13 protein-coding genes are annotated in these 13,714 nt (G+C 46.5%); 3 read left to right on the top strand and 10 right to left on the bottom strand.

Annotation, left to right across the window (positions count from 1 at the left end; genetic code table 11):
* Positions 1-3 precede the first annotated feature (3 nt).
* From AC51G0_RS04315 to AC51G0_RS04305, 3 genes are all read right to left on the bottom strand, one after another.
* The gene (locus tag AC51G0_RS04315; protein ID WP_496300830.1) at positions 4-966 is read right to left on the bottom strand and encodes a glutathione S-transferase family protein; all 963 of its coding nucleotides are present in this window, start codon (positions 964-966) and stop codon (positions 4-6) included.
* Between the two features lie 137 nt (positions 967-1,103).
* A complete protein-coding gene (locus tag AC51G0_RS04310; protein WP_496300829.1) occupies positions 1,104-2,168 on the bottom strand; it encodes an alanine racemase in 1,065 nt (354 codons plus the stop codon).
* Between the two features lie 198 nt (positions 2,169-2,366).
* Entirely contained in the window at positions 2,367-3,359 is a 993-nt protein-coding gene (locus AC51G0_RS04305) for a LysR family transcriptional regulator (protein WP_496300828.1), read from the bottom strand.
* A 171-nt stretch (positions 3,360-3,530) separates the two neighbouring features.
* Between AC51G0_RS04305 and xthA the strand changes: the two genes are divergently transcribed.
* Both xthA and grxB read left to right on the top strand, forming a co-directional pair.
* Positions 3,531-4,337, top strand: a complete 807-nt coding sequence (gene xthA, locus AC51G0_RS04300; protein WP_496300827.1) for an exodeoxyribonuclease III — start codon at positions 3,531-3,533, stop codon at positions 4,335-4,337.
* Positions 4,338-4,364: 27 nt separating this feature from the next.
* Positions 4,365-5,015: a glutaredoxin 2 gene (gene grxB, locus AC51G0_RS04295; protein WP_496300826.1), complete on the top strand. Its 651-nt coding sequence runs from the start codon at positions 4,365-4,367 to the stop codon at positions 5,013-5,015.
* Between the two features lie 180 nt (positions 5,016-5,195).
* On the opposite strand, the gene AC51G0_RS04290 is transcribed toward grxB, so the two are convergent.
* The 5 genes from AC51G0_RS04290 to AC51G0_RS04270 form a co-directional block, all read right to left on the bottom strand.
* Complete coding sequence (locus AC51G0_RS04290) at positions 5,196-5,873, bottom strand: ABC transporter permease (RefSeq protein WP_496300825.1); 678 nt, start codon at positions 5,871-5,873, stop codon at positions 5,196-5,198.
* A 3-nt stretch (positions 5,874-5,876) separates the two neighbouring features.
* The gene (locus AC51G0_RS04285; RefSeq protein ID WP_496300824.1) at positions 5,877-6,617 is read right to left on the bottom strand and encodes an ABC transporter permease; all 741 of its coding nucleotides are present in this window, start codon (positions 6,615-6,617) and stop codon (positions 5,877-5,879) included.
* A 162-nt stretch (positions 6,618-6,779) separates the two neighbouring features.
* Positions 6,780-7,556: an ABC transporter substrate-binding protein gene (locus tag AC51G0_RS04280; RefSeq protein ID WP_496300823.1), complete on the bottom strand. Its 777-nt coding sequence runs from the start codon at positions 7,554-7,556 to the stop codon at positions 6,780-6,782.
* Positions 7,557-7,639: 83 nt separating this feature from the next.
* A complete protein-coding gene (locus AC51G0_RS04275) occupies positions 7,640-8,410 on the bottom strand; it encodes an ABC transporter ATP-binding protein (protein WP_496300822.1) in 771 nt (256 codons plus the stop codon).
* An 891-nt stretch (positions 8,411-9,301) separates the two neighbouring features.
* Complete coding sequence (locus AC51G0_RS04270; protein WP_496300821.1) at positions 9,302-9,604, bottom strand: ArsR/SmtB family transcription factor; 303 nt, start codon at positions 9,602-9,604, stop codon at positions 9,302-9,304.
* Positions 9,605-9,744: 140 nt separating this feature from the next.
* Here AC51G0_RS04270 and AC51G0_RS04265 point away from each other — a divergent pair, with 140 nt between their 5' ends.
* Complete coding sequence (locus AC51G0_RS04265; RefSeq protein ID WP_496300820.1) at positions 9,745-10,665, top strand: permease; 921 nt, start codon at positions 9,745-9,747, stop codon at positions 10,663-10,665.
* Positions 10,666-10,780: 115 nt separating this feature from the next.
* Here AC51G0_RS04265 and AC51G0_RS04260 read toward each other — a convergent pair whose 3' ends face one another.
* Together AC51G0_RS04260 and AC51G0_RS04255 are read right to left on the bottom strand one after the other, a co-directional pair.
* Complete coding sequence (locus tag AC51G0_RS04260) at positions 10,781-12,262, bottom strand: YfcC family protein (RefSeq protein ID WP_496300819.1); 1,482 nt, start codon at positions 12,260-12,262, stop codon at positions 10,781-10,783.
* A complete protein-coding gene (locus AC51G0_RS04255; protein ID WP_496300818.1) occupies positions 12,259-13,614 on the bottom strand; it encodes a M20 family metallopeptidase in 1,356 nt (451 codons plus the stop codon). The genes AC51G0_RS04260 and AC51G0_RS04255 overlap by 4 nt, the downstream gene beginning before the upstream one ends.
* Positions 13,615-13,714 lie beyond the last annotated feature (100 nt).

Here is a 13,714-nt window from a genome sequence, read left to right as displayed (position 1 = left end):
GAATCACAAACTGTCACGGCCATGTGCTGACAACAAATCCAGCTCAGGCCCAAGCGGGACAACTCCCGTCGGGTTGATCATGGTATGGCTGAAATAGTAATGCCTTTTGATATGGTGGAAATCCACCGTGTCAGCTACCCCTGGATATTGGTACAACTCCTTCAGGTACCCCTGGATATTAGGGTAATCGGCAATCCGCTTGAGATTACATTTAAAATGTCCAACATAGACAGCATCAAAACGTACCAGTGTAGTAAAGAGCCGCCAATCCGCTTCAGTCAGCGACTCTCCGGCTAAGTAGCGGCTGCCTGCCAAATGTTTTTCTACCTTGTCCAGTGCTGTAAACAACTCGCCAAAAGCAGCCTCATAGGCTTCCTGTGTGGTCGCAAAGCCGCATCGGTACACACCGTTATTAATGGTCGGGTAGATATAGTCGTTCCACTCATCAACCCCGGCCCGTAATGCTTGCGGGTAGTAATCCTCATGGTTGCCAGTGAGATCGTTAAATGCAGTATTGAACATCCTGATAATTTCGGAGGACTCGTTGCTGACAATGGTCTGGGTCTGTTTGTCCCACAGAACTGGTACTGTCACCCGGCCTGTGTAGTCTGGTTTGGCTTTGGTATATAACTGATGCATATACTGAAACCCGTTTACTGGCTCAGGCTCACTGAAAGTCCATCCTTTCTCTGCCATATCCGGGCTGACAACCGTGACACCAACATGGGGAACCAAATCCTTCAGCTGACGGAAAATCAAGGCCCGGTGCGCCCAGGGACAGGCGAGTGATACATATAAATGGTAACGTCCAGATTCGGCTTTGAACCCTTGCTGGCCGCCTGGCCCCGGCCCACCATCCGCAGTAAGCCAATGGCGAAACCCGGCATCTTCCCGGACAAATTCACCATCATTAGAACCCGTATCGTACCAGACGTCCTGCCAAACCCCTTTGACTAACTTACCCATTGCAACCACCTCACATATCTTCAATTGCCTTTGAGTATATGCGGTTCTATCAGGAAGGTCGGTACCAATGATTTGATGGTATTATTCGAAGTTTCTGAATAAGCTGGCCACAACTGTCAGCGGCCAGGCGTTCTGGATTAATATCGATAATGTTTAGATACCGAGCCTGAGGTCATACATTGCAAAACAGCGTGATATGAGAGGTGGAAGCTCAGCGGCTCGCCAACTTGATAGCGATGATCCGCATCTGTGATGTCGAGGATTAATACGTTATCTGTCGCACCAATGATCATAATGCCATCATCAGCAGGAGTCAGCTGGCTAATATCGACCTCTTGTTTACCTATCGCACACAGTGCTCTTAGCCTGGTACCACGATCGTTAAACTGAAGTTCATCATCAAATCTGTCGGCGTGAATGGAATAAACATAAACAGAAGACTTTTCTTTTATTTCAATAATTTCAGCCTGCAGGCTCATTGCCGACTGGGGCATATCCGGAATTGAGGCTGCATTTAGCCCAATTCCCATAATTAACGAGCTCCCCAAGCGTAACTGCGTCAGGCGCGGCGCCCCATTTCTCGGTACCATCAAGACAACACCTGCAACACCTGCACCCGATAGGTTTTCTACGTTGCGGCAACTTACCCAGTCAGCTTGTTGCCTCGGCTCACCAAGCAAATTGTCGTTGCCGGTCGCAGCCTCAACCTCACCGTAACAAGCCAGATGGCTAGCAATCCCAATCAGTGTTAGCCCTGGAAGTGTCAACACCAACTCGGCAAGATTTTCCGTCTCAGCGTCATCAAGCCCGGCTGCAGACAAGTAGTTCAAGTCATGCATAATCACCACCTCATGATGCTTACCACTCATAACTGCCGCCTGAGACAAAGCCTCCAGAACGACACGATCAGTGTGAAGAGAGACATCAGTGTGCTTTACCACATTGTCGACTTCTGAGAGTAACACTTGCCTAAGTAACATTCTTCGCAGCGGAAGATCGGCTAACTTCATCAGGTTTTGCAATTGCGTATCCCCAATGGTTTGGATCCCACCAGATATCATCGCACGGGCAATTGACTCAGAACCTTCCACCAGGCTGGATATCCCGACTGGAATAACCCCTTTATCGCAACAAAGACGAACCAGCATACGACTATTATCTTCGATTATTCTAAGGTTAACCGACAAAGAAGGATGTTGCATATGAGGCAGCCTCTAAATAACCACAATCAAAGAGTGTGTAGTTATATATTTTTAACCTCATAATTAAATAGCAATTTTATAATATCTACTTGGCGATTTAATTAAGTAATACATAATTGCCGATCCTGTCAGAATATTAAATGGTTATTTCTCAAACTCAAATACAACTAGTTTAATATTAGCAGTCAGAATATTTAATTATCCGCTAACACTTTTTAATAGATATTCCAACTCACTACAGCCTTTCACATCATGCGCGTCAATTATTGCCGAGACCAAGGCCCCTGCTGCACGTGATAAATCCTGTTTTTCATTCACCGTCAAATAAAAGTTCGGTTTATACTCTAGATCTACTGTCGTCGGAATTTTTACCATCTCCTTTCGATCAATCCATATCTGTGCATAATGCTCCGGAAGGTAGCCGATAAAGTATCCAGAAAGGATCATATGTGCAGTGGCTTCCATATTCGTTGTTTTTGATTTATACAAATGTTCACGGGCATCGCTCAGCGGTGTGACAGGATGGGCCAACCCGCGGTCAACAACAGGATGGGCCAGGATATCCTCTGCTGTGACTGTGCGCCTTAGCGCCAGTATCGGGTGCAAGGGGGTGCAATATAAATACTGTTGCTCATTAAAAATGTAGATATATTTTAGGCCGCCCTTGAACACTTCTGGTGAAGTAATCCCAATATCAAATTTATTTTCTAGTAAGTTTTTTTCAATCAGGGAAGAATCAAAAATATGAGTGTTGATATTAACCTTTGAATACTTCCTACAAAAATTACTGAGTGCGGTTTGTATATGACAGTTTTTGTTCGTCGCTAAATTATCCGTAAAGCCAATCTGGACACTACCACTCGAAACATTACGTATATCATTAATTTCTTCTTGAAAATCATTGATATGTTGAAATAACTTTTTGCTTATCTCATAAACCTTCAAACCATCACTGGTTAAATTAAAACCACCTCTTCCACGTTGGCATAATGTCATACCCAAACGAGTTTCTAAATCACTCATTTTTTTACTTATGCTAGACTGGTGCATATTTAATTGATATTGAGCAGCAGAAAACCCACCACTATCGACAATAATCAGAAAGAGCTTTAATAGCCGAATATCAAAGTCATCAATTGGTTTCATTATTATTGGGTTTGATGAATAGAAAAAACGAAAACTATCACACATATAAATACATTAAAAGCATGTTCTTTATTACAAATAACATGACTCTTATACACCATATCCCCTGACGTTAAATCGATTCCCCAAGCGCAGTTCTTTCACCGCCTCATTGGTTGTATGATAAAATCCGGCCACTGCCAGTTAACAGCCTGATAATCTTTAGGAATAAATAGAATGAAAGTCATCTCCTTCAATATCAACGGCCTTCGAGCCCGCCTTCACCAACTTCAAGCCCTGATCGACAAACACCAGCCAGATGTGATTGGCCTGCAGGAAATCAAAGTTCACGATGAAGCCTTTCCGCTCGAAGATGTCGAAGCGATGGGCTATAAAGTCTACCACCATGGCCAGAAGGCACACTACGGTGTTGCTATGCTGTGCAAACAAGAGCCCGTTGAAGTTCGCAAGGGCTTCCCGACTGATGACGAAGATGCCCAGCGCCGTATGATCATGGCAACTTTCGAGCAGGAGAACGGTAAGAAAGTGACCGTACTCAATGGCTATTTCCCGCAAGGTGAAAACATCAGCCATGAAACCAAGTTTCCAGCAAAAGAAAAATTCTATGCCGATTTGATGGCCTACCTGAATAATCACCACAATAGCGAAGAAGAAGTGATTGTGATGGGTGATATCAACATCAGCCCAATCGATCTGGATATTGGCATCGGCCCGGCCAATGCCAAACGCTGGCTGAAAACGGGTAAGTGCTCTTTCCAGCCAATTGAACGCGAGTGGCTGAAAACGCTGCTTGACTGGGGTTTTGTCGACACCTTCCGCCAGCTTCACCCAGAAGCTGACGACAAGTTCTCGTGGTTTGACTACCGATCTAAAGGCTTTGTCGATAACCGCGGCCTGCGCATCGATGTGGTTCTGGCAACGCCATCACTGGCCGAGCGCTGTGTGGAAGCGGGGATCGACTACGAGCTGCGCGGGATCGAGAAACCGTCTGATCATGCGCCAATTTGGTCGACGTTCGAGTAAGAGACGAAGCACCTACAAGGAATGATAATGAAGCTATTTGTTTTTGATCACTGCCCATTCTGTATCAAGGCAATGATGGTCGCTGGCCTGAAAAAAATGGACGTTGAGCTGGTTTACTTGCAGAACCACGATATCGATGCACGGATTGAGAAAGTCGGTGCTAACCTAGTGCCAATCCTGCAAAAGCCGGATGGTAGCTACATGGCAGAAAGCCTGGATATAGCCGCTTACCTCGATGATGCCGAAGGCCAAACGGTATTGGGTGAAGCAACCGAAGGGGAGAAAATCGCAGCTTGGGCTGAAACAACACGTCCATATGGTTCACTGCTGCTGTACCCTCGCTGGCTTAAAATAGACTTGCCTGAATTCCAGTGCCAGGAAGCAAAAGATTGGTTCTATTCAAAAAAATCAGCCATGATTGATGAGAGCTTCGAACAGGCATTTGAAAACTCAGCGCAATACATTAATCAGTTAAATGCCGTACTAGAACAGCTAGATTGGCTCACTCTGCCATCAGAGCGCGGCAATACGCTTAGCTATGATGATGTAAACCTGTTCCCAACCCTGCGCAACTACACGGTTATCAAAGGCCTGGTATTCCCATCTCGTGTTCGCCAGTACATCGATGAGGTAGCAACACTGACAAATATCACGCTGTATGATGATGTAGCGGTATAAGCAAAAGAAACGAGTGACGAGAATCTAGTTCCTAAAAAATCAAAAGCGCCGAAGGTGTCATCATCTTCGGCGCTTTTTTAGGGGCCTGGGTCCTGCAAGGCTGATTCAACTGGCTACACAGTCAAGTCAGCACTTGATCTTCCCAGCAGCCTAGGATCTAGGAACTCGCCCCCCTAAAACCTATGTCAACGGCCTTAGATGCCTCATCCAGTGCCCTTCCAGCTTTCTGAAGCCCCAGATAATGACAAACGTCAGGGCCATGTAGCACATACCGGCAAACAAGAAAGATTCAAACGGTGCATAGTAGCGTGAGTTGACAATTCGGGCTGCCCCCGTCAAATCAACGATGGTGACAATACCGGCAACAGCCGAGCCATGAACCATAAAAATCACTTCATTACTGTAGGCTGGCAGCGCTCGTCGTAAAGAACTCGGTAGGATCACCCGGCGAAATGCCTGTGGCGTACTCATACCATAAGCCTTAGCCGCTTCAATTTCGCCTTTCGGCATACTATTGATTGCACCACGAATAATTTCTGCCGTATACGCGGCTGTGTTCAGAACAAAGGCTACCAGTGCGCAGAACCAGGCTTCCTGCCACAAGGTCCCCTGTACCACTATCAGCTGGCTTAGCCCATAATAAATCAGGTACAGCTGTATCAGCAGTGGCGTACCACGGAAAAAGTAGATAAAGGCCCATGCCGGTCCTGATACCACCGGAAGCTTGCTGTTTCTGGCAATACCAATCGGTACCGCTATCAGTAGCCCGGCAATCAAGGCAACAAACACCATCCATACTGTGGTATAGAAACCTTCAAGGTAAAGTGGCCAGCTCTCAATCAGAATACTAAAGTCCATCACTTACCTCGCATGAATACTGAATTTACGCTCTACCCACTTCAGTATCGACGTGGAGAAAGAGGTAAAAATTAAGAAAATGACAGCAATCGTCATATAAAAGGTAAATGGCATCTGTGTGGTACCTGCGGCCAATGCGCCTTTACGTACCATGTCATCGAGACCAATGATCGACACTAGCGCGGTCGTTTTTAGCAAGACCAACCAGTTGTTACCAAATCCAGGCAATGCATGACGGATCATCTGAGGCAGCAGGATACGGCGGAAAGAAAGAAATCCACTCATGCCATAAGCCTTACCGGCTTCCAGCTCGCCTTTATCGACAGATAAAATCGCGCCTCTGAACGTTTCCGCCATATAGGCACCGAAGATAAAACCAATCGTTAGAATACCCGCTAAAAACGGACTGATTTCAATATAGTCCGGTAGATAAGCCGTCCATTCATGATTAGGATCTGATGAAGTGAAATAGTTGTTGAGCCACTCATTGACACTATACAGACTGTCATTGAGCAACATCTGGCCACCGAAGAAAATCAGCATCATCAGTACCAGATCCGGGATCCCGCGGATCACTGTGGTATAAAGTGTGGCTATTACCCTCGCCCAGCGATACGGAGAAAGCTTCGCCAAAGCGCCAAGCATACCTAAGATCATGGCCAGTACTAGCGATAGCAAAGCTACCTGCAGGGTAATCCATGCCCCTTCAGCCAGTGACCATTCATATCCTTTTAAATCTAACAAAAGGTTGCTCCTTTATACTGCAAAGGTCAGAGCGGCCCTGGGTCCTGGGTCCTGCAACGTTTGAACAGTTCTAATAACTATCAAACTTTTCCACAGGACCACTCTCTACCGCTCTTCCTAGGACCTAGCAACCTAGGCCCTCGCTCTTACCCCCGAAGGGTTTTACTTACCGTAAACATCGTAAGCAAAGTATTTCGCTGCGATCTCTTGGTAAACACCTTTTTCACGCAGAGACTTGATAGCTTCATCCAGCTGCTTGGTGAGGTCTTTGTCTTGCTTGCGTACCGCGATGCCGAAGCCGTCACCGAACCACTGCGGATCTGTTAGCGACGGGCCAATAAACCCATAGTCATCACCGCCTGTCTTATTCAGCAAACCTTCTTCCAGGGCAGAAGCATCACCCAAGATAGTGACAATACGGCCAGCTTTCAGATCCAGATAAGCGTCATCAAATGAGCCGTAACGAACAATAGAGACTGAACCACCGAAATTATCAGTCAGGTACTTATCGTGAGTCGTCGCACGCTGAACACCCACCTTCACGCCTTTCAGGCCTGCTTTGGTGAATTCGATTTCAGTTCCTTTCTTGGCAACAAACTTGTTTGGAATAAGGGCGTATTTGCCAGTAAAGTCAACTTTCTTCTTGCGCTCTTCAGTAATAGACATTGCTGCAATAATGGCATCATATTTACGTGCCAGTAGTGAAGGAATGATGCCATCCCAATCCTGGGCAACGATCTTACATTTTGCCTGCAGCTCTTTACACAAGGCATTTGCCATATCAACATCGAACCCTTTCAGCTCGCCATTCGGCTCTGTCCAGCTAAATGGAGGATAGGCACCTTCAATACCGAAACGTACAACTTTCCAGTCTTTTGCCTGCACCGATGTTGCTCCAAGTGCTGATACTACGGCAGCTGCCAAAATCCATTTTTTCATCTTCTACTCCTGTTGTGTTTGCATCTGCATCAGCCTGTCCCCAAACAAAGCCAATGCAATAATTAAAATATCGAACTCTCAGTTTAGTAAATCGAAGAAATAAATTGCTGTAACCTTTCTGATTCAGGGTTCGTGAATAATTTGTCAGGATGCCCCTGCTCTTCAACCAACCCCTGATGTAAAAACATCACTTGATTTGAAACATCACGAGCAAACGCCATTTCATGGGTCACCACCAGCATCGTTCGGCCTTCCTGAGCCAAATCCTGCATTACCCCCAACACCTCACCCACCAATTCTGGGTCAAGCGCCGATGTCGGTTCGTCAAATAGCATCACTTCCGGATCAACAGCCAATGCCCTGGCAATCGCAGCTCGTTGCTGCTGACCGCCTGAAAGGTGGCCCGGGTAATAATTACGTCGCTCGTACAAGCCGACTTTTTTTAGTATTGCTTCGGCTTTTTCAATCGCCTCGGCCTTTGGCACGCCCAATACATGAATGGGAGCTTCAATGACGTTACCCAATACCGTCATATGAGACCAAAGGTTGAAGCCCTGAAATACCATGGCAAGTCTAGATCGAATCCGCTGTACCTGCTTTTCATCCACCGGTAAAAACTCTCCCCGGCGATTATTTTTCATTTTTATCAGCTCACCATTCACCCAGATTTCACCCTGAGTCGGCGTTTCCAATAGGTTGATGCAGCGAAGGAATGTACTCTTTCCTGAGCCGGAAGAGCCAATTATTGAAATGACATCGCCACGATGAGCCGTCAGCGAAATCCCCTTCAGGACCTCGTTCTGACCAAAAGACTTATGCAGTTCCTTTACATCAAGCGCCACTACATCTGCCATGCGCGCTAACTCCTGTTGCTCCGTGAATCGGGAAATTAAGCTCTTCAACGACGCTCTTATAACTGCCTGTTTTGCCCATCTGGCACATGAAATCAATTATAGAGCTATTGTCTGTTTTCCGAGCACTTCATCGAAGGTATCACCACCAACAACAATTGGCAACATTTTGTTAACTTAAAACACCCAGGAATCAACAGTTAAATATCGTGCATAATTAGTCAGTTATCAACCCTTTTAAGTAATTTAAGAATAGAAGCAATTTACGGTAGGTTAGCGCGCTAAAATTGTCATAGCGTAAGGCGTAGCAGATAGGTATATATTTAGAATCATTTCTTAGTTAATTACCCATTGAGCAACTAAGCTGTTACCTATTGTTTTAAAACTATTTTCATCCGATTTTGGCATTTGGAAGCCAAAACCAATAAAGAGTAGTCTTCTGATAGTGTTGTGGGACTATATAGATAAAATCATTGCCAACTTTGCCCATTACTCAACGGCAACCATGCCAATAATACTCGAACTCATCTTTGAGCTGCTGTAAGTTTTTAATACTCGGCAAAACAGCAAGCCTAGGTACCGATTTACTACCCGTAACCGATTGGGCAACGATCTCAAAGGTATCACTTTTCTCCTCAGGGCAAAGTTACTCAGCCTTATTGGAAAACCATGCATCACGAATGATGTTGTTTTTTCATTTTCACCAGCACAAAAATACCCAAAACTTGATTGATATGGCATAAATCAATGGGTAAAAAGTGCTGGCAAACATAAATTCGGTGATGTGTATTTCACACCCAACCGACCTAATGCACAAGTGGCATACACATTGTGTATACCCAATCAGCACGTTTCCTTTCCGCTTCTCGAAATGAAGTGCCCTCGCTTTCTCGGTTAGATATCGTCAGTTGATTCAACGCTACAACACTCATCCTGCAGAAAGCCCACGACACCTTCCAGCATGTCATATTGAGGGATGCAATACAGAGTTCGGCCCTCACGTCGTTGCTGAACCAACCCGGCAGAGACAAGCCCAGAAATATGGTGTGACAATGTCGAACCAGGAATACCTAGCTCTTCTTGCAACTTACCAACAGGCAACCCGTTATAACCTGATTTCACTAAATGTTTATACACCCGCAACCGCGTTGGATGACCTAACTCTTTCAGGGCCTTAGCCACAATTTCCAGTTTCATAAATTAATTCCGTCGGATTTTTATATTTCGATAATAGTAGAAATAAATTGACAGCCACAGAGCCCAGGATTATATTTCGATTATTCTAGAAATATAGATTTGGCACTTAAGTGTCTAACAGAAGAAAAACAGGTAAGCGTATGACCCCTCAAATAATGACGATGATAGAAGAAACCGCAGGCATGTTTGCCTTCCTGGCAGCAGAGTTGACCATCCTCTTTTTGCTGATCAGTTACCTGGTCGGCATGCTGCAGGAGTACATTTCACCGACCAGGATCAAAAATATTCTGAGCTCTCAAAATGGCAAAGGGTATGTGATTGCAGCATTTCTAGGTGCTATTACTCCCTTTTGCTCTTGCTCGACTATCCCTTTCCTGAAAGGGCTATTAAGAGCCAAAGCCGGATTTGGAACCATGATGGTGTTTCTATTTGCCAGCCCGCTGCTGAACCCGGTTATCATTGGCCTGTTCGCCGTTACCTTCGGTACTAAGGTCACCCTGTTCTACTTTGTGATTGCAATGGGTGTCTCTGTGCTTGCAGGCTATATTTTGGAAAAAATAGGGTTTGAAAAACATGTCAAGCCCGAGGCTTACGAGGCGCCAAAAACCAGTGGGTGCGGCAGCAGCTGCAGCGCCACGGCCACCCCTGTCAATAAGTGGAAAAAAGTCTGGCTATCAACATGGGCTGACTTCAAAAAAGTACTGCCGTACCTGATCGGTGGTATTGCGCTCGGCTCAATGATCTACGGCTTCATGCCGACAGAATTTGTCGCCAGCGTAGCCAGTGATGAAAACTGGTTTGCGATTCCGGTAGCTGCGGTCATTGGTATTCCCCTGTACATCCGCGCCGAAGCCGTCATTCCTCTAAGTGCAGCGCTTGCAGCAAAAGGGATGGGCCTTGGGGCTGTCATGGCTCTGATCATCGGTAGCGCAGGTGCCAGCCTAACGGAAGTGATTTTGCTCAAATCCATTTTCAAAAATCAGATGATCGCCGCCTTTCTGGTGGTCATTCTGGGAATGGCAATGAGCGCAGGTTACTTATATATGGTGATGTTTGGGTAAAGCGGGAAGAAGCGGCGATTGTAGAAATACAAAAGCGAGAGTCAACAACAACTCTCGCTTTTTCTTCTCACTTCACGAAGCGAAGCGTAACCCGCTTCCTACACCAAGTGTAAACTTAAACCATCGCCGCTCCAGCGAACAGGATCACGACGGTTACCACCAACACCATGATCACAAACGGCATTACCCATTTCAAGAAACGCTCATAAGGGATCTTCGCTAATGCTAGGCCAGCAACAAGGTGACCTGCCGTTGGAGCAAAGATGTTAATCCAGCCACTTGCAGACTGATAGGCAGTAATGATCAAGTCGCGGCCAATACCAGAGAAGTCTGCCAATGGTGCCATAAGCGGCATAGAGACCGTAGCCAAACCAGATGTTGATGGGATGAAGAAGCTCAATACAATGTGAACAAAGTAAGTCACCACGACAAACACACCCGATGACAATCCGGTGACCATCCCTTCAGCCCAGTTGAGGATAGTATCGATGATCACACCATTATCCATCACCACGTAGATACCACGGGCAACCGCGACAACCAACGCCACACCAATCAGATCTTTGGCACCTTCTAAGAAGGTTTTAATGAAGTCCCCTTCAGACATGCGGTTGATAAGTGCAATCAAGATGGCTGAAGCGAGGAATAGTGTCGACAGCTCATCAAACCACCACCACAAGGTTGGAATCGCCGTAATGCCCATATCTTCCCATGGGATCACGCCGTAAATCATCACCATGAAAGCGCCAAAGAAAACTGACATGGTGAGCTTCTGCTTGGTGGTGAACTCACCAGTATCTTCATTTATGTGAGAGAACTCATCATCAAACTCAATATCACTCAATACTGAATTGGCTTTGTCTGCTTTAACTTTCGCGGCATAACGCATCACATACCAAGAAGCCATCGCGATCAATATAACGAGTTGTATCAGACGCAGACCAATACCATCTCCAATCGGCAAACCAGCAAAACCAGATGCGATACCCGTTGCAAATGGGTTAACGGTTGAAGACAGTACCCCGACCCCTGAGCCTAATAATATAATACCGGCAGCCACCATACGGTCATAACCCGCAACAGCCATAACCGGCAGGATCACCGCCCAGAAAGCCACAGTTTCTTCTGCCATGCCATACGTGGAACCACCGATAGCGAACAGGGTGATCAATACCGGGATCATCATTTGCTCACGACCACGGAATTTACGCACAATAGCCGCCACGCCTGAATCCATCGCACCGGAGCGCATAGTCACAGCCAGGAATCCACCGATCACCAAGACAAACAGCGCAACATCTACCGCTTTATGGAAACCTTTGATCGGTGCCATCAGCACATCAATAAATCCTTGCGGCGAAGATTCCAGCTCCTTGTAAGAACCAGGGATTGGCAACAGTCGCTCACCGCCATCATAATCAAGCACTTCCGCCGCCGGGATCACCAGATCGGTACCGTTGACGATATAGTCATACTTACCGGCAGGCATAACCCAGGTCAGCAATGCCACCAGGCCAATGATAATAAAGAGAATGGTGTAAACCGTTGGCATCTTGAAGGATTTCTTCACTTTGCCAGCTTCAGTTGCTGTCGTCATAGCTTTACTCCCTGCAATTGATAGATCGCATTTGCATACACGTTCATCGCTCTGAGCATGTCATCAATAATTAGGTACTCGTTGGGCATATGCTCAACTTTGTCACGACCGGGAAAAATAGCCCCATAGGCAACACAGTTAGGGATAGCGCGCGCATAGGTTGCTCCCCCAGAGGTCATAGGCTGGCTTTCCAGATCACCGCTCACGTCCTGATAGGCTGCCATCAGAGTCTGAATAACCGGGCTTTCTGCTGGCATATACAGAGATGGCAATACATCAAATTCTTCATATTGAAGATCATACTGCTCAGTGACAGCCTTTATATCGCTGTCAAAATTGTCCTTGCTAAAGGTAACTGGCACCCGAATATCAATGCCTAGCTTACTGCTTTGCTCGTTAATGCAAAGCTGGGCGACATTAAAGGTCAATCTGCCGCTAACATCCTCAACCGGGCCAAAAATCTCTTTGGCATTGGCGTCTTGGCCAACCTGCTCGGCCACAAAGCGTATTGCCGGGTGAGTTACGCCCAGTTCGCGCAGGGCAATACACAGGCGGGCAATAGCATTGACACCTTTCATATCCGCGGCGGCTGAATGGGCGGCTTTGCCAAATACCGTGACCTCAGCATCCTCGGCTGTAAAGTCAAAGCCCAGTTCGTCGAGTTTTGCTGCTAGCTCTTCCCAAAGCGGCCCTTCGTACTTTGCCAGCTCCGGTACCGCATTCAGGGCTCCGCCACAATCCAGTTGCAGCAGATCATCACCCGGGCCATGAAGCCAGGACTGGATCAGCATTTTTTCAGCATGGATCAATGGAAAAGCGGAGTCCGGCGTAAAGCCGCATTGCGGGGTTTCTTCTTTTTCTAGGTAACGGTCAATACAGCGCCATAACGTTTCTTCATCGGTACCGAAAATGAATCGGATGCGCTTGTTCAGTTTTATCCCACTATCAATCAATGCCTTGACGGCAAATATGGCAGCCAGCGTTGGCCCCTTATCATCCTGAGTGCCTCGACCATAGAGTCTGCCATCTCGGATTTCCGGTTCAAACGGGGCAGAATCCCAAGCAGAAGGCTCGCCGGTAGGCACAACATCCAAGTGGCCCAGCACACCGATCATCTGCTCACCGTCACCAATTTCAGCGTAGCCGTAGTAACCTTTATGATCTTTATAGACGGCAAAACCCAGTTCATGACAGAGCTTCAGGGTTTCTGTCAGGCAATCATCAATCGGCTGGCCAAACGGCTTACCGCTATCGTCATCCTGATACACACTGGGTATGGCAACTAAACGCTTCACTGCGGCAATATAGTCATCACGCATAGCGTCTATCTTTGATGCTATTGTTGCTTTCATCGTATCCCTCTTATTCACATCCAAATTAGTCTGATTCATTAAGAAATTTCGGACTAAAATGATGAGTTATAATTAAATGCCAGAACAAACGATCACCTCC

Source organism: Photobacterium sp. HL06 (assembly GCF_059552575.1).
This window is presented reverse-complemented; position numbering and strand designations above follow the sequence as displayed.